Genomic DNA, 15857 nt, shown 5'->3' on the forward strand with positions numbered 1-15857 from the left:
GCCTTCAGGCCGTCAGGTAGGCGTCGTCGAGGATCAGGTAGGCGTACTTGTTGAGGTCGGCGCCGGCCACCTTGCCGGTGGCGACCTCGGTCCGGCCGGCCACCGCGAGGTCGATCACGAAGGCCTCGTCCAGCAGGGTGTCGGAGATCTTCTGGTAAAGCGCCTTGGCCTCGGCGCTGTCGCCGTCGGCGCGGTTCCAGGCCTCCTGGACGATCCGGGTGTACTCGGGGGAGCTGAACTTCGAGCTGTTCTTGGCCTCGTTGAAGGGGTACGCGCTGACCGTCAGGGTGGCCGGGTGCAGCTGGGCGAAGCCGTGGCTGAGGGTCCAGAGCGCGGGCATGGTCTGCGAGATGAGCTGCTTCTGCATGGTGGCCGAGTCGGTCGGCTGGAGCTCGACCGTGATGCCGACCTGCTTGAGGTCGTACTGCAGGATCTGCGCGATCGCGGTGCCGCCCGGGGTGTTGGCGTGCGCGAGCGGCAGGGTGAGGGTGTCCACCCCGGCCTCCTTGAGCAGGGCGCGGGCCTTGTCCGGGTTGTGGGTGTAGTGGGCGGCGCCGGCCTCGCTGTAGACGGGGGAGGACTTGGGCCACGGGGTGGAGGAGGGGAAGCCGACGCCGCCGAGGGCCTGCTTGACCAGGCGGTCCCGGTCCAGGGCCCAGGCCAGTGCCTGCCGCACCCGCTTGTCCTGGACCTGCGGCGCGCTCAGGTTGACGCCGAGGTAGTAGGCGCCGGCGCCGGTGGCGTACTCCTTCACCCGGTACTGGGAGTCTCCCTTCAGGGCGGCCACGTCCTTGCCGAGCACGTCGTAACTCAGCTGGGACTGGCCGGTCTTGAGGGAGGAGAGGAGCGAGTCGGCCTGCGGGATGACCCGGATCTCGACCGCGTCCAGGTAGGGGCGGCCGGGCAGCCAGTACTTCTCGTTCCGCTTGAAGCTCAGCGAGGAGCCGGGGTTGCGGCCGGCCAGGGTGAACGGGCCGGTGCCGATCAGCTGCTTGCCGTTGACGGCGTCCTCGACCGTGGCCTCGTCGGTGATGATCATGAACTCGAACAGGTCGAACAGGTTGCTGACCGGGTGGGCGAGGGTGAGGGTGAGCTCGAAGTCGCCCTTCTTCTCGAAGTTGGTGACGGCGAGTGCGGTGGATCTCAACTGGGCCGAGCGGACCGGGTTCTGCAGGTTCTTCACGGCGAAGATCACGTCGTCGGCGGTGAACTTGCGGCCGTTGTGGAAGAGCACGTCCTCGCGGAGCTTGAAGGTGACGGCCTTGCCGTCGGCGGCCAGCTGCCAGGAGGTGGCCAGCTCGGGCTGCGGCTGGAGCTTGTCGTCGTAGCGGGTCAGGGTGTTGAAGACCAGCCGCTGGACGTGGGTCATCGCGCTCTGGGCGAAGAGCAGGCTGGGGGTGTAGTCCAGGCCGCTGGCCAGGGTGAGGGTGCCGCCGCGCTTCGGGGTGGCCGAGGCGCCCGCGCCCTCGGAGCTCTTGTCCGTCGCTGAACGGCAGGCCGCGAGAGCCAGCAGCGCGACGCCCGCACCACCGGCGCGGAGCAGGTTGCGGCGCGAAAGGCCGTTCGAGAGCGGGGAGTTGAGCGCGTTCATGGGCTGGGACCACCTTGGCTGTGGGCGGGGCTGGACTTAGTTAATTTCGGAGCAGAAGTAACCGGGGTCGAAAAAGGGCCCGGGTCGGGACCTGCCGGACGGCAGGCGGAGATCAGCGGAGAGCGGTGCGGGCGTCGCGAGAGGTCAGCGACAGCAGTGCTGCGGCCGGGCGTCACAGAGCGCGCCGGCGAGTCGACAGAGGTCGACGTGCCTGCGGGTGACGAGCCGGGCGGGAGCGAACATGCGGACAGATTGTCAGACCGATTCGGGCTGGTCAATCACGTCTCAGAACCGGGTCCGTCCAGCAGACCGAGCGGGCTGCGGTAGAGGCCGCCCAGGACGACGGCGCCGGCCGCGACCGCCAGCACGTCCGCCCCGAGCTGCTGGGTGACGATCAACTCCGGGTCCTGGCACAGGTGGGAGCGCCGGACCACCTCGGCCCGGATCGCGTCCAGATAGCGCCGGTCGAGCATCGCGAAGGTCTCGGTCACCACCACCAGATCGGGGTTGACCACATCCACCAGCAGGGCGACCGCCTGCCCGATCAGCCGGGCCCGGCGGCGCACCAGCCGGTCGGCGGCCGGGTCGCCCGCCTGTACGGCGGCGAGCATCAGCGCGCGTTCGGGAGCCGCGATCACCCCGGCGGCGGCGGCCTCGGCGTACAGCGCGCCGTCGGAGGCGGCGGTCATGAAGCAGCCGCGGCGGCCGCAGACGCAGAGCGCCCGGCTGCCGGTGACCGGCAGGTGGGCGACGTCGCCGGTGGCGGACTGCGGCCCCCGGTGGACCAGCCCGCCGGTGCCGAGCGCGGCGTCGACCACATGGCCGACGAAGACCTGCACCACGCTGCGGCGGGCCGCCGGGCGGCCGAACAGGATCTCCGACTGGGCCAGCGCCCGGGCGTGGTTGTCCACGTGCACCGGCAGTCCGCCCGCCTGCTCCAGCGCGGCCCGCAGCGGTATCTCGTGCCAGCCCAGCGGCTGGTGGCGGACCGTCACGCCGCGGACCGGGTCGACGCTGCCGCCCATGATCGCCCCAAGACCGATCACCCGGCGGGACTCCCGGGCGGTGGCGAGGAAGCCGGGCAGCCGGTCCGTCACCCGGTCGAGCACGGCCCGACCGGTCAGACCCCGGTTGCCCATCTCCTCCCGGGCCAGCACTCGCCCGCGCAGGTCGAGCAGCGAGAGGGTGGAGTGCGGCACCCCGATGTGCACCCCGGCCACGGCGAGCGTCCCGGTGTCGACGTCCACCGGCAGCTGGGGGCGGCCGACCGAACCGGCGGCCGCCAACTCGGGCCGCTCGCGCAGCAGTCCGATCCGGGTCAGGTCCACCACCTGCCGGGTGACGGCGGCCGGGCTGAGCCCGGACAGGGCGGCGATCCGGCTGCGGGCCACCGGCCCGTGGTCCCGGACGGTCTGCAGGACGGCGGCCGCGTTGACGTCCCGCCGGTCGTCCCCGCCCCGCGGCGCCTCCCCGCGCGGCGGTCGGACGGTCGGTCCGGGCATCGCTTCCCCCTCATGTCCGCGGGCCGGAAAGGTGTTGATCGTATGTGCTCAGGTGAGCGACGATGGCCCGCCACCACCCATCGGTGGTTTCTCCGTCCGACGGTGTACGGGTCCGGCCTTCCCTGCCTCGGAGGAGACCCCCGTGCGTACATCCGCTGCCCAGAGCTTCCGCGACCTGCCCGTCCTCGGCGTCGCCGTGGTCTGGGGATCCAGCTTCCTGGTGGTCAAGCAGGTGGCCGAACCGGACAGCGTGGTGGCCATGCTGGTGCTCCGGTTCGGGCTGGTGCTGCCGCTGCTGGCGCTCTTCACCTGGCGGGCCCTGGCCAAGCTGACCGTCCGGGAGTGGCTCGGCGGCGCCGCGCTCGGCGTCGTGCTCGGGGCGATCTTCCTGCTGGAGACCTACGGGGCGGTGCACACCTCGGCCACCAACGCCGGACTGATCATCAGCCTCACCATGGTCCTCACCCCGCTCGCGGAGAGCGCGCTGAGCCGCACCGCCCTGCCCCGGGCGTTCGTCGCGGCGGCCGGCCTCTCGGTGCTCGGGGTCGCCCTGCTGACCGGTGGCGGCGGCTTCCGCGCGCCCAGCCTCGGCGACCTGCTGGTGCTGGGCGCCGCCGTGGTGCGGACCGTCAACGTGCTCACCGTCTCCCGGCTCAGGGTGATCAGGGACACCGACTCCAGCGCCCTCACCTGGGTCCAACTGGCCACCGCCACCCTGGTCTTCGCCCTGGTCGCACCGTTCGTCGGCCCTTCGCCGCTCACCCTGGCGGCCTCCTACTCGGCCGCCGACTGGGCCCTGCTGCTGCACCTCTCGCTGCTCTGCACGCTGTTCGCCTTCCTGGTGCAGACCTGGGCCGTCCGCGCCACCTCGCCGTCCCGGGTGTCGCTGCTGCTCGGCACCGAACCGCTCTGGGCGGCGGTCTTCGGCATCACGCTGGCCGGCGACCACCTCGGTGCGCCCGCGCTGGCCGGGGCGCTGCTGGTGCTGGTCGGGACCGAGTGGGGCCGCCGCACGGCGGCCCCGGCTCCCGCACCCGCCGCCCCGCTGACGGAGGATCAGCGCGAACCGGCCCTGGCCCGGCGGTAGTAGTCCACCGTGACGACCGCCAGCAGCGGGCCCCAGGCCAGCAGGGGCACGTAGCAGAGGGTCATCACCAGACCGGCCGCACCCTGCGGTGCCTCGGGGCTGCCCATGGCGTCCGGGCCGTACCAGCCGCCGAACCCGGCCGCGAAGGTGATCACGGTGACGGCCAGCGCACCGAGCCCGGCCGGGATCACGGCGGCCAGCGGACGGACCCGGCGGCCGCCGATCAGCGGCAGCCGGCGCGGGGTCACCCGGCCCCACGGGCGGACCAGGCCCAGCGACAGGAAGGCCAGCAGCTCGGCCAGCCCGCTGAGGGCGAGTACGTAGGCGGTGCCCCAGCCGGGCATGTGGGCGGTCAGCTGGGCCTCCATGGTGCCGGAGAAGCCGACCGGGACCCCCACCCCGAGCGCGACCCGCCACAGGCCGGACGGCACGGCGGTCAGGGCGGCGAGCTGCGCCACCCGCACGGCCCAGGGGGCTGCGGGTACGGCGGGTACGGCCGGTGCGGCGGGGCGGAGCGGAGCGGCAAGGGTGCTGGCGGACATCGGAGTTCCTCTCGATCGTTCGGTGTGCCCTCAGCCTCGCGGCGCGACCGGCACCGGCGGCAGATGCCGATCGGGAGGTCCGGGAGCCGGCCGACGCTCCGTCAGGTGCCGTTCGGCACAGGCGGACCCGGGTGGACCTGCCTAGGCTGGCGGCATGATCGGGGAATGGGGGAGCGTCGTACCGGTGCTCGCGGTCGCGGCCGCACTGTGGGCGGGGCAGCGGCGGCTGGTGACGGCGGCCGGGGCGGTGTCGCTCGGGCTGACCGCCGTCGGGGCGGCGCGCGGCGGGTTCGCGGACGGCGGTCCGGCCGGGTTGATCGGCGTGGTCGAACTGGGCGGGCTGCTGGCCCTGGTGACGGTGACGGTGCGGTTGGGGCGGGGCCGGACGGCGGTCGCCGCACTGGCGGCGGCCCTGCTCTGCTGGCCGCTGCGGTACGCGGCTCCCGTCGACGGGTGGGCCCGGGGCGGGCTGCTCGGCTTCGGTGCGGTCGGCGTGCTGGGGGCGGCCCTGGTCGGGTTCTACCTCCGTTCGCTGGACGAGCGCGGCCGCCGCGGGGTGGCGGCCGCCCGCCGCGCCCAGCAGCTCGAACTCGCGCATGACCTGCACGACTTCGTGGCCCACGACGTGAGCGGGATGGTGGCGCTGGCCCAGGCGGGCGGCTTCCTGGCCGGGGCGCACCCGGAGCTGGCCGAGGTGTTCCGCCGGATCGAGCAGTCGGGGCAGCAGGCGCTGTCCTCGCTCGACCGCACGGTCGAACTGCTGCGCACCCCGGGCGAGGACGACGCGGCGGGCCGGGGGCCGCAGCCCGGTCTGGCCGAACTGCCCGAGCTGGCCGAACGGTTCGCCGCCTCCGGCAGCACCGTGGTCCGGCTCGACCTGCCGGAGCGGCCGGTCGGCCGGGAGGCCGGGGCGACCGTGCACCGGATCGTGGTGGAGGCGCTGACCAACGTCCGGCGGCACTCCCCGGACAGTCGCACCGTCCGGGTGGCGCTCCGGCACCGGCAGAACCGGGAGCTGGAGTTGACCGTCTCCGACGACGGGGGCGCGGTCGAGCCCGGGCCCCGGCACCGGGGCGGCCACGGGCTGACCGCGCTGGCCGCCCGGGTCGAGGCGCTCGGCGGCACGCTCGACGCGGGCCGCACCGAACAGGGCTGGCAGGTCACCGCGGTGCTGCCGGCCACCGAGGGGGAGCTGTGACGGTCCGGATCCTGCTGGCCGACGACCATGCCGACATCCGCAGCGCGTACCGGATGATCCTGGACGCGCAGCCCGACCTGACCGTGGTCGGGGAGGCGGCCGACGGGGTCTCGGCGCTCGAACAGGCCCGGCTGCTGCGGCCGGACGTGGTGCTCGCGGACATCCGGATGCCGCGGCTGGACGGTCTGGAGCTGACCCGGCAGCTGGCCGGCCCCGAGGTGGCGAACCCGGTGCGGGTGGTCGTGGTGACCACCTTCGACCTGGACGAGTACGTGCACGCCGCGCTCCGGAACGGGGCGGCCGGGTTCCTGCTCAAGCGCTCGGGCCCGGCCCTGCTGGTCGAGGCGGTCCGGGCGGCGGTGGCCGGGGACACCCTGATCAGCCCGCAGATCACCGTCCGGCTGCTGCGTCAACTGACGGCCCCCGTACGGGAGGCGCCGGAGCCCCTGGCCGATCCGCTGACCCCCAGGGAGGCCGAGATCGCCGGGCTGGTCTCGGACGGGGCGACCAACGCGGAGATCGCCGGCCGGCTGTTCATCTCGCCCGGGACGGTGAAGAACCACCTGGCCGCGATCCAGCGCAAGCTCGGGGTCCGGAACCGGGTCGGCATCGCGGCCCGGATCTGGAGCGAACGCCGGTAGCGGAGCCCCGCGTTCGTGCGCTTGTGAACGAAAGGTCAAGCACGCGTTCGGGCACCGCCACCCGGTCGGGTGAGGTCCACTATCACGTCAACCACCGTCCTTGAAATTTGCCTGGGGCACGTGCTCATTGATATAGGCGGAGCCCTCTGACCAGTCACTTCACAGGTGAATGCGACGGTTTGTGAGCAGTTGCCTGCACTGTGTTGATTGAACACGACTCCGGTGCCTTGGTAATGCTTTGCGAGGTGGCGCAGATCACAAAGATCATCCAGAACTGCGTGTCGCACGTCACAAGCCGACGGGCATAGGATGCGCTCGTTCCAGCCCTTGTGAACTGCCTCACATGAGGTGATCTCACGGGTTGGATCACGGGTCAACCACAGCGTGACCCGTCAGTTCCGATCTGCAGTCAAGGACGACTGGACGGAGGGAGCGGGGGCTCATGAATGCCTACGCGCCGATCCTCGTACTCGGTGCCATCGCGGCGGCGTTCGCGGTCGGCTCCGTCGTGATGGCCTCACTGACCGGCCCGAAGCGGTACAACCGGGCCAAGTTGGAGGCGTACGAGTGCGGTATCGAACCGACCCCGCAGCCCATGGGCGGCGGCCGGTTCCCGATCAAGTACTACCTCACGGCGATGCTCTTCATCGTCTTCGACATCGAGATCGTCTTCCTCTACCCCTGGGCGGTCAGCTTCGACTCCCTGGGGATCTTCGGGTTGGTCGAGATGCTCCTGTTCATCGCCACGGTCTTCGTCGCCTACGCCTACGTCTGGCGTCGCGGCGGTCTGGAGTGGGACTGAGCAGCCCCTTGTGAACACAAGGGCAAACCACCGGACTTGGAGAAGGCAGAGAGGGATCTGATGGGTATCGAGGAGAAGCTGCCGAGCGGCTTTCTGCTCACCAGCGTCGAGACGGCGGCGGGGTGGGTGCGCAAGTCGTCACTCTTCCCCGCCACCTTCGGGCTGGCCTGCTGCGCGATCGAGATGATGACGACCGGGGCGGGCCGCTACGACCTGGCCCGGTTCGGCATGGAGGTCTTCCGGGGCTCGCCCCGGCAGGCCGACCTGATGATCGTGGCCGGCCGGGTGAGCCAGAAGATGGCGCCGGTGCTGCGCCAGGTGTACGACCAGATGGCCAATCCGAAATGGGTCATCTCGATGGGCGTCTGCGCCTCCTCGGGCGGGATGTTCAACAACTACGCGATCGTGCAGGGCGTGGACCACATCGTCCCGGTCGACATCTACCTGCCGGGCTGTCCGCCGCGGCCGGAGATGCTGATGGACGCGATCCTCAAGCTGCACGACAAGATCCAGCACGAGCCGCTGGGCGTGAACCGGCGCCGGGCCGAGGAGCTGGCCGAGGAGCTGGCCCTGGGGGCCACCCCGACCAGCGAGATGCGGGGGCTGCTGCGATGACCGAGCAGACACCCGTCCCCGGCACCCGCCGGGAGCTGGCGGTCGAGGTGGTCGGCAAGCGCCAGGGCATGTTCGGTGCCCAGGGCAGCGGCGACACCTCCGGCTTCGGCGGCCTGGCCGCCCCGATCGCGCTGCCGCCCGCCAGCAGCCGCCCGTACGGCCACGGCTTCGACGAGGTCGCGGACGAGTTCGAGGGCGCGCTGGAGGAGCAGGGTCTCGACCCGGCCGACGTGATCGAGAAGACCGTGGTCGACCGCGGCGAGCTCACCTTCCAGATCGCCCGCGAGCACCTGCTCAAGGCGGCCCGCACGCTGCGCGACGACCCGGCCCTGCGCTACGAGCTCTGCCTCGGGGTCAACGGGGTGCACTACCCGAGCGACACCGGACGGGAGTTGCACGCGGTCTACCAGCTGCGCTCGATCACCCACACCCGGACGCTCCGGGTGGAGGTCACCGCGCCGGACGCGGACCCGCGGATCCCGTCGGTGGTCAGCGTCTATCCGACCAACGACTGGCACGAGCGCGAGACCTACGACTTCTTCGGCCTGGTCTTCGAGGGCCACCCGGCGCTCACCCGGATCATGATGCCGGACGACTGGACCGGCCACCCGCAGCGCAAGGACTACCCGCTCGGCGGCATCCCCGTCGAGTACAAGGGTGCCCAGATCCCGGCGCCCGACCAGCGGAGGTCGTACAGCTGATGACCACTCACTACGAAGAGGCCAGGGACACCACCGAGGGCCGCGTCTTCACCGTCACCGGTGGCGACTGGGGCGAGGTGGTGGAGGCCGTCGGCCGGGCCGACGACGAGCGGATCATCGTCAACATGGGCCCCCAGCACCCGTCCACCCACGGCGTGCTGCGGCTGATCCTGGAGATCGACGGCGAGACGGTGACCGAGGCCAGGTGCGGAATCGGTTACCTGCACACCGGCATCGAGAAGAACATGGAGTACCGCAACTGGGTCCAGGGCACCACGTTCGTCACGCGGATGGACTACCTGACCCCGATGTTCAACGAGACCGCGTACTGCCTCGCGGTCGAGAAGCTGCTCGGCATCACCGATCAGGTCCCGGACCGCGCCAGCGTGATCCGGGTGCTGATGATGGAGCTCAACCGGATCTCCTCGCACCTGGTCTGCCTGGCCACCGGCGGGATGGAGATCGGCTCCACCACGCTGATGATCTACGGCTTCCGGGACCGCGAACTGATCCTGGACGTCTTCGAGCTGGTCACCGGCCTGCGGATGAACCACGCCTACGTCCGCCCCGGCGGACTGGCCCAGGACCTGCCGCCCGGCGCGGTGGACCAGATCCGCGAGGCGGTCAAGACGCTCCGCTCGCGGATGCACGAGTACGACAAGCTGGCCACCGGCAACCCGATCTTCAAGGCCCGGCTGGTCGACGTCGGCTTCCTGGACCTGGCCGGCTGTCTGGCGCTCGGCGCCACCGGACCGATCCTGCGGGCCACCGGCCTGCCGCACGACCTGCGCAAGACCGACCCGTACTGCGGGTACGAGAACTACGAGTTCGACGTGGCGACCGCCGAGAGCGCGGACTCCTACGGGCGGTTCCTGATCCGCCTGGAGGAGATGCACCAGTCGCTGCGGATCGTCGAGCAGTGCCTGGACCGGCTGAAGCCCGGGCCGGTCATGGTGGCGGACAAGAAGATCGCCTGGCCCGCGCAGCTCTCCGTCGGCCCCGACGGCATGGGCAACTCGCTGGACCACATCCGGAAGATCATGGGCACCTCGATGGAGGCCCTGATCCACCACTTCAAGCTGGTCACCGAGGGCTTCCGGGTCCCGGTCGGCCAGGCGTACACGGCGGTCGAGTCGCCCAAGGGCGAGCTCGGGGTGCACGTGGTGAGCGACGGTGGCACCCGGCCCTACCGGGTGCACTTCCGCGACCCCTCGTTCACCAATCTGCAGTCGATGGCGGCGATGTGCGAAGGCGGCCAGGTCGCCGATGTGATCGTCGCAGTGGCCGGGATCGACCCGGTGATGGGAGGCGTGGACCGGTGAGCGACGTCCAACTGGGGATGCCGGCCCTCCCGGCCAAACCGTACTCGGCCGAGGTGCACGCCCGACTGGCCGAGGACGCCAAGGAGTTGATCGGCCGCTACCCCGTGGCCCGGTCCGCCCTGCTGCCGCTGCTGCACCTGGTGCAGGCCGAGGACGGCTGCGTCACGCCGACCGGAATCCGGTTCTGCGCCGAGCAGTTGGAGCTGACCACGGCGGAGGTGACCGCGGTGGCGACCTTCTACACCATGTACCGGCGCCGCCCGGCCGGGAAGTACCACGTCGGCGTCTGCACCAACACGCTCTGCGCGGTGCTCGGCGGCGACCAGATCTTCGACGAGCTGAAGCAGCACCTGGCGATCGAGAACAACGAGACCACCGCCGACGGCGAGATCTCGATCGAGCACATCGAGTGCAACGCGGCCTGCGACTACGCCCCCGTGGTGATGGTCAACTGGGAGTTCTTCGACAACCAGACCCCGGACAGCGCACGGCAGTTGGTCGACGACCTGCGGGCCGGGCACGACCCGCGGCCGACCCGGGGCGCCAAGCTCTGCTCGTTCAAGGAGACCTCCCGCATCCTGGCCGGCTTCCCGGACGAGCGCCCCGGCGCGGTGGACGCCTCCGGTGCGGGCGGCGCGCCCTCGATGGCGGGCCTGCGGCTCGCCAAGGGCGAGGCACTGCCCGGCACCCCGGGCGCCAAGGTCGTGGCCCCCCGGCACGAAGGGACGGAAGCGTGATGACCTCCGTAGAGCCGGCCGAGAAGCTGCTCTCGCCCGTGCTGTCCGCCTCCTGGGACGACGACCGCCCCTGGACCCTGGACACCTACCGCCGCCACGACGGCTACCGGGGCCTGCAGAACGCCCTCGCGATGGCACCGGACGACCTGATCGCCCTGGTCAAGGAGTCCGGACTGCGCGGCCGCGGCGGAGCCGGCTTCCCGACCGGGATGAAGTGGCAGTTCATCCCGCAGAACGACGGCAAGCCGCACTACCTGGTGGTGAACGCGGACGAGTCGGAGCCGGGCACCTGCAAGGACATCCCGCTGCTGTTCGCCAACCCGCACGCGCTGATCGAGGGCATGATCATCGCCTCGTACGCGATCCGCTGCGACCACGCCTTCATCTACCTGCGCGGCGAGACCGTGCCGGTGCTGCGGCGCCTGCACGCGGCGGTCGCCGAGGCGTACGCGGCCGGGTACCTCGGCAAGGACATCCTCGGCTCCGGCATCGACCTGGACATCACCGTGCACGCGGGCGCCGGGGCGTACATCTGCGGCGAGGAGACCGCGCTGCTGGACTCGCTGGAGGGCCGCCGCGGCCAACCGCGGCTGCGGCCGCCGTTCCCCGCCATCGCCGGCCTGTACGCCTGCCCGACGGTGGTCAACAACGTCGAGTCGATCGCCTCGGTGCCGCCGATCCTGGCCCGGGGCAACGAGTGGTTCAAGTCGCTGGGCACCGAGAAGTCGCCCGGCTTCACGCTTTACTCGCTCTCCGGCCACGTCACCAACCCGGGCCAGTACGAGGCCCCGCTCGGCATCACGCTCCGTCAGCTGCTGGACGTCAGCGGCGGCGTGCGGGCCGGGCACCGGATCAAGTTCTGGACCCCGGGCGGCAGTTCCACCCCGATGTTCACCGACGAGCACCTCGACGTCCCGCTGGACTACGAGGGCGTCGGCGCGGCCGGCTCGATGCTCGGCACCAAGGCGCTGCAGATCTTCGACGAGACCACCTGCGTGGTCCGCGCGGTCACCCGGTGGACCGAGTTCTACGCCCACGAGTCCTGCGGCAAGTGCACCCCGTGCCGTGAAGGCACCTACTGGCTGGTGCAGTTGCTCAAGCGGATCGAGTCCGGCCAGGGCGTGGCGGGCGACCTGGAGAAGCTGCTCGACATCGCCGACAACATCAACGGCAAGTCGTTCTGCGCGCTCGGCGACGGTGCGGCCAGCCCGATCGTCTCCTCGCTCCAGCACTTCAGGGCCGAGTACGAGCAGCACCTGAGCGAGCGGCGCTGCCCGTTCGACCCGGCGGCCTCCACCGTCTGGGCCGACCGCCGCGCCCACGAGTCCACCACCGAGAGGGAGGTGCACGCATGACCGTGACCGAGCCGCAGACCAGCACCGACCTGGTCACGCTCACCATCGACGGGGTCGAGGTCAGTGTGCCCAAGGGCACCCTGGTGATCCGCGCCGCCGAGCAGATCGGCACCCAGATCCCCCGGTTCTGCGACCACCCGCTGCTCGCACCCGCCGGTGCCTGCCGCCAGTGCATCGTGGAGGTGGAGGGCCAGCGCAAGCCGGTCGCCTCCTGCACCATCCCGGTCACCGAGGGCATGGTGGTCCGCACCCAGGTCAGCTCGCCGGTGGCCGAGAAGGCCCAGCGCGGCGTGATGGAACTGCTGCTGATCAACCACCCGCTGGACTGCCCGGTCTGCGACAAGGGCGGCGAGTGCCCGCTGCAGAACCAGGCGATGTCCACCGGCGAGACGGACTCCCGCTTCGACGGCCTGAAGCGGACCTACGCCAAGCCCGTCCCGATCAGCAGTCAGGTACTGCTCGACCGGGAGCGCTGCGTGCTCTGCGCCCGCTGCACCCGCTTCTCCCAGGAGATCGCCGGCGACCCGTTCATCGACCTGGTCGAGCGCGGCGCGCTGCAGCAGGTCGGCACCGGCGAGGGGGACGACTTCGAGTCGTACTTCTCCGGCAACACGATCCAGATCTGCCCGGTCGGCGCGCTCACCTCGGCCGCCTACCGGTTCCGCTCCCGCCCGTTCGACCTGGTCTCCTCGCCGAGCGTGTGCGAGCACTGCTCGGCCGGCTGCGCCCAGCGCACCGACCACCGCCGGGGCAAGGTGCTGCGCCGGCTGGCCGGCGAGGACCCGGCGGTGAACGAGGAGTGGAACTGCGACAAGGGCCGGTTCGCCTTCCGCTACGCCCAGCAGCGCGACCGGCTGGCAACTCCGCTGGTCCGCAAGGACGGTGAGCTGGTGGCCGCCTCCTGGCCGGAGGCGCTGGCCGCCGCCGCCCAGGGCCTGGCCGGGGCCGCCACCGGGGTGCTGGCCGGCGGCCGGGTCACGGTCGAGGACGCGTACGGCTACGGCAAGTTCGCCCGGGTCGCGCTCGGCACCAACGACGTGGACTTCCGGGCCCGCCCGCTCAGCGGCGAGGAGGCCGACTTCCTGGCCGCCGCCGTGGCCGGCCGCGGGGTGGACCTGGACGGAACGGGCCTCTCCTACCAGGCCCTCGAAGCCGCACCCGCCGCACTGCTGGTCGGCTTCGAGCCGGAGGAGGAGTCGCCGGTCGTCTTCCTGCGGCTGCGCAAGGCCAACCGGGCCAGCGGCCTCCAGGTCTTCGCAGTGGCGAGCCACCGCAGCCGGGGCCTGGCCAAGCTGCACGGTGCGCTGCTGCCCGCCGCGCCCGGCACCGAGGCCGAGTGGCTGACCGCCCTGGCCGAGGACACCGCGCTCGGCGACGACGCCGGCCGGGCCGGTCAACTGCTGCGCCAGCCGGGCGCGGTGATCCTGGTCGGCGAGCGGCTGGCCACCGTGCCCGGCGGTCTGACCGCCGCGCTCAAGCTGGCCGCCGCGACCGGGGCCGGGCTGGCCTGGGTGCCGCGCCGGGCCGGTGAGCGCGGGGCCGTCGAGGCGGGCGCGCTGCCCGGCCTGCTGCCCGGCGGCCGTCCGGTCTCCGCCACCGAGGCGCGGGCCGAGGCCGCCGCGATCTGGGGCGGCGCCGAACTCCCGTCCAGGAGCGGCCGGGACACCGACCAGATCCTGGCCGCCGCCGCCCACGGCGACCTGGACGCGCTGGTGATCGGCGGTCTCGACCCGGACGACCTGGCCGACCCGGCGCTGGCCGACGAGGCACTGGCCCGGGTCCGGTTCGTGGTCTCGCTGGAGATCCGCCCGTCCGCCGTGACCGACCGCGCCGACGTGGTGCTGCCGGTGGCCGCGGTGGCGGAGAAGACCGGCACCTTCCTGGACTGGGAGGGCCGGGTCCGGATGTTCGAGACCGCGATCAAGCCCGACCAGCTGATGGGCCGACACCTGCACTCGGACGTCCGGGTGCTGAGCATGCTCAGCGACGCGCTGGACCGGCCGATCGGCCTGCCGGACGTCCGCGCGGCCCGGCTGGAGCTGGACCGCTTCGCCCCCTGGGACGGGGACCGCCCGGCCGCGCCCGACGCGGCGGCCACGGCCCTGCCCCGCCCGGCCGCCGGCCAGGCGGTGCTCGGCGGCCACCGGCTGCTGCTGGACCAGGGCACGCTGCAGATCGGTGACGAGCACCTGGCCGGCACCCGGCACCCGGCGGTGGCCAGGCTCTCGCCCGCCACCGCCGCCGAGATCGGCGCCACCACCGCGCTCCGGGTCACCGGCCCGGCCGGCTCGCTCACCCTGCCGCTGGAGCTGAACCCCGAGCAGCCCGACCGCACGGTCTGGCTGCCGCTCAACTCCACGCCGGGCGGCGTCCACCGCAGCCTCGGCACCACCACCGGCCACCTGGTGACCATCGCCCCGGCGGAGGAGTCATGACACTCGCTGCTTCCGAGACCCTGAGCTTCTTCGGGCACGACCCGTGGTGGCTGGTGCTGATCAAGGCGGTCTTCGTCTTCGCCTTCCTGGTCGGCACGGTGCTGATCGCGATCGTCTGGGAGCGCAAGGTCGTCGCCTGGATGCAGCTGCGGATCGGCCCGAACCGGCACGGCCCCTGGGGCATGCTGCAGTCGCTGGCCGACGGCATCAAGCTGGCGCTGAAGGAAGACCTGGTGGTCACCGGGGCCGACAAGGTGGTCTACGTGCTGGCCCCGATCGTCGCCGCGATCCCGGCCTTCATGGCCTTCGCGGTGATCCCGTTCGGCCCGCCCGGCAACGAGGTCTCGATCTTCGGCACCCGTACCCCGATGCAGCTCACCGACCTGCCGATCGCCCTGCTCTACATCCTGGCGGTGGCCTCGATCGGCATCTACGGGATCGTGCTGGCGGGCTGGTCCTCCGGCTCGACCTACCCGCTGCTCGGCGGGCTGCGCTCGGCGGCCCAGATGGTCTCGTACGAGATCGCGATGGGCCTGTCGTTCGCGGCGGTCTTCATCTACTCGGGCTCGATGTCCACCTCGGAGATCGTCGCCTCGCAGCAGCCGACCTGGTTCGCGGTGCTGCTGCCGGTCTCCTTCATCGTCTACGTCATCGCGATGGTGGGTGAGACCAACCGGGCGCCGTTCGACCTCCCGGAGGCCGAGGGCGAGCTGGTCGGCGGCTTCAACACCGAGTACTCCTCGCTGAAGTTCGCGATGTTCATGCTGGCCGAGTACGTCAACATGGTCACCGTCTCGGCGGTGGCGTCCACCCTGTTCCTGGGTGGCTGGCGGGCCCCGTACCCGGTCTCCGCCTTCTGGGAGGGGGCCAACCACGGCTGGTGGCCGATGCTCTGGATCACGCTGAAGATCCAGCTGCTGCTGTTCTTCTTCATCTGGCTGCGCGGCACGCTGCCCCGGCTCAGGTACGACCAGTTCATGAAGCTGGGCTGGAAGGTGCTGCTGCCGGTCTCGCTGGTCTGGCTGGTGATGGTGGCCACCGTCCGCGCGCTGCGCAACGAGGGCTACGACTTCGGCCAGGTGGTGCTGTACGTCGGCGCGCCGATCGTGGTGATCCTGCTGGGCTTCCTGGTCCGGGATCTGCTCAAGCCGAAGGAGAAGGACGAAGTCGCCGCCGAACAGGCCGAGTTCGACCCGATGGCGGACGGCTACCCGGTCCCGCCGCTGCCCGGCCAGACCCTGCCGCCGGTGCCGCGCCGGCCCAGCCGGGCGCCGAAACTCCAGGACGCCCTCAACGGAGCCAACCACTCCTCGTCGGAAGGGAGCTGAC

The 15857-nt window shown here is 71.7% G+C and carries 15 protein-coding genes; 11 read left to right on the plus strand and 4 right to left on the minus strand.

Annotated elements, in window-relative coordinates:
* Positions 1–4 precede the first annotated feature (4 nt).
* The 3 genes from ABT118_RS21185 to ABT118_RS21195 all read right to left on the minus strand — a co-directional run bounded on the left by ABT118_RS21185 (position 5) and on the right by ABT118_RS21195 (position 3093).
* Positions 5–1591: an ABC transporter substrate-binding protein gene (locus ABT118_RS21185; RefSeq protein ID WP_350670877.1), complete on the minus strand. Its 1587-nt coding sequence runs from the start codon at positions 1589–1591 to the stop codon at positions 5–7.
* Positions 1592–1735: 144 nt separating this feature from the next.
* Positions 1736–1834: a putative leader peptide gene (locus tag ABT118_RS21190; protein ID WP_350670883.1), complete on the minus strand. Its 99-nt coding sequence runs from the start codon at positions 1832–1834 to the stop codon at positions 1736–1738.
* Positions 1835–1869: 35 nt separating this feature from the next.
* Positions 1870–3093 (minus strand): ROK family protein, encoded by a 1224-nt coding sequence (locus ABT118_RS21195; RefSeq protein ID WP_350670889.1) that lies wholly within the window; start codon positions 3091–3093, stop codon positions 1870–1872.
* Between the two features lie 142 nt (positions 3094–3235).
* On the opposite strand from ABT118_RS21195, the gene ABT118_RS21200 reads away from it, so the two are divergent.
* Positions 3236–4180, plus strand: a complete 945-nt coding sequence (locus tag ABT118_RS21200) for a DMT family transporter (protein WP_350670893.1) — start codon at positions 3236–3238, stop codon at positions 4178–4180.
* On the opposite strand, the gene ABT118_RS21205 is transcribed toward ABT118_RS21200, so the two are convergent.
* The gene (locus ABT118_RS21205; RefSeq protein ID WP_350670897.1) at positions 4150–4722 is read right to left on the minus strand and encodes a hypothetical protein; all 573 of its coding nucleotides are present in this window, start codon (positions 4720–4722) and stop codon (positions 4150–4152) included. The genes ABT118_RS21200 and ABT118_RS21205 overlap by 31 nt on opposite strands.
* A gap of 154 nt (positions 4723–4876) precedes the next feature.
* Between ABT118_RS21205 and ABT118_RS21210 the strand changes: the two genes are divergently transcribed.
* The 10 genes from ABT118_RS21210 to nuoH all read left to right on the plus strand — a co-directional run bounded on the left by ABT118_RS21210 (position 4877) and on the right by nuoH (position 15856).
* Positions 4877–5920: a sensor histidine kinase gene (locus ABT118_RS21210; protein WP_350670902.1), complete on the plus strand. Its 1044-nt coding sequence runs from the start codon at positions 4877–4879 to the stop codon at positions 5918–5920.
* Positions 5917–6561, plus strand: a complete 645-nt coding sequence (locus tag ABT118_RS21215) for a response regulator (RefSeq protein ID WP_350670907.1) — start codon at positions 5917–5919, stop codon at positions 6559–6561. The genes ABT118_RS21210 and ABT118_RS21215 overlap by 4 nt, the downstream gene beginning before the upstream one ends.
* 442 nt (positions 6562–7003) lie before the next feature.
* On the plus strand, positions 7004–7363 hold the full coding sequence (locus tag ABT118_RS21220; RefSeq protein ID WP_057227592.1) for an NADH-quinone oxidoreductase subunit A: 360 nt from the start codon (positions 7004–7006) through the stop codon (positions 7361–7363).
* 60 nt (positions 7364–7423) lie between these two features.
* Positions 7424–7978: a NuoB/complex I 20 kDa subunit family protein gene (locus ABT118_RS21225; RefSeq protein WP_350670914.1), complete on the plus strand. Its 555-nt coding sequence runs from the start codon at positions 7424–7426 to the stop codon at positions 7976–7978.
* Positions 7975–8679, plus strand: a complete 705-nt coding sequence (locus ABT118_RS21230) for an NADH-quinone oxidoreductase subunit C (protein ID WP_350670917.1) — start codon at positions 7975–7977, stop codon at positions 8677–8679. The genes ABT118_RS21225 and ABT118_RS21230 overlap by 4 nt, the downstream gene beginning before the upstream one ends.
* Entirely contained in the window at positions 8679–10001 is a 1323-nt protein-coding gene (locus tag ABT118_RS21235) for an NADH-quinone oxidoreductase subunit D (RefSeq protein WP_350670922.1), read from the plus strand. Before ABT118_RS21230 ends, ABT118_RS21235 begins: the two co-directional genes overlap by 1 nt.
* Entirely contained in the window at positions 9998–10738 is a 741-nt protein-coding gene (nuoE, locus tag ABT118_RS21240) for an NADH-quinone oxidoreductase subunit NuoE (RefSeq protein ID WP_502884622.1), read from the plus strand. The genes ABT118_RS21235 and nuoE overlap by 4 nt, the downstream gene beginning before the upstream one ends.
* Entirely contained in the window at positions 10738–12093 is a 1356-nt protein-coding gene (gene nuoF / locus ABT118_RS21245) for an NADH-quinone oxidoreductase subunit NuoF (protein WP_350670925.1), read from the plus strand. Before nuoE ends, nuoF begins: the two co-directional genes overlap by 1 nt.
* A complete protein-coding gene (locus ABT118_RS21250; protein WP_350670930.1) occupies positions 12090–14528 on the plus strand; it encodes an NADH-quinone oxidoreductase subunit G in 2439 nt (812 codons plus the stop codon). Before nuoF ends, ABT118_RS21250 begins: the two co-directional genes overlap by 4 nt.
* A complete protein-coding gene (nuoH, locus tag ABT118_RS21255) occupies positions 14525–15856 on the plus strand; it encodes an NADH-quinone oxidoreductase subunit NuoH (RefSeq protein ID WP_350670934.1) in 1332 nt (443 codons plus the stop codon). The genes ABT118_RS21250 and nuoH overlap by 4 nt, the downstream gene beginning before the upstream one ends.
* The last annotated feature ends 1 nt before the right edge of the window (position 15857 follow it).

Source organism: Kitasatospora sp. NPDC002040, from assembly GCF_040296785.1.
GTDB lineage: Bacteria > Actinomycetota > Actinomycetes > Streptomycetales > Streptomycetaceae > Kitasatospora.

What these genes read in the sequence shown, in the direction of transcription:
- ABT118_RS21235 (WP_350670922.1), top strand. Translation starts at nt 8,679, where the DNA reads ATGACCACTCACTACGAAGAGGCCAGGGACACCACCGAGGGCCGCGTC.
- ABT118_RS21185 (WP_350670877.1), bottom strand. Translation starts at nt 1,591, where the DNA reads ATGAACGCGCTCAACTCCCCGCTCTCGAACGGCCTTTCGCGCCGCAAC.
- ABT118_RS21195 (WP_350670889.1), bottom strand. Translation starts at nt 3,093, where the DNA reads ATGCCCGGACCGACCGTCCGACCGCCGCGCGGGGAGGCGCCGCGGGGC.
- ABT118_RS21210 (WP_350670902.1), top strand. Translation starts at nt 4,877, where the DNA reads ATGATCGGGGAATGGGGGAGCGTCGTACCGGTGCTCGCGGTCGCGGCC.
- nuoH (WP_350670934.1), top strand. Translation starts at nt 14,525, where the DNA reads ATGACACTCGCTGCTTCCGAGACCCTGAGCTTCTTCGGGCACGACCCG.
- ABT118_RS21220 (WP_057227592.1), top strand. Translation starts at nt 7,004, where the DNA reads ATGAATGCCTACGCGCCGATCCTCGTACTCGGTGCCATCGCGGCGGCG.
- ABT118_RS21205 (WP_350670897.1), bottom strand. Translation starts at nt 4,722, where the DNA reads ATGTCCGCCAGCACCCTTGCCGCTCCGCTCCGCCCCGCCGCACCGGCC.
- nuoF (WP_350670925.1), top strand. Translation starts at nt 10,738, where the DNA reads ATGACCTCCGTAGAGCCGGCCGAGAAGCTGCTCTCGCCCGTGCTGTCC.
- ABT118_RS21190 (WP_350670883.1), bottom strand. Translation starts at nt 1,834, where the DNA reads ATGTTCGCTCCCGCCCGGCTCGTCACCCGCAGGCACGTCGACCTCTGT.
- ABT118_RS21230 (WP_350670917.1), top strand. Translation starts at nt 7,975, where the DNA reads ATGACCGAGCAGACACCCGTCCCCGGCACCCGCCGGGAGCTGGCGGTC.
- ABT118_RS21225 (WP_350670914.1), top strand. Translation starts at nt 7,424, where the DNA reads ATGGGTATCGAGGAGAAGCTGCCGAGCGGCTTTCTGCTCACCAGCGTC.
- ABT118_RS21250 (WP_350670930.1), top strand. Translation starts at nt 12,090, where the DNA reads ATGACCGTGACCGAGCCGCAGACCAGCACCGACCTGGTCACGCTCACC.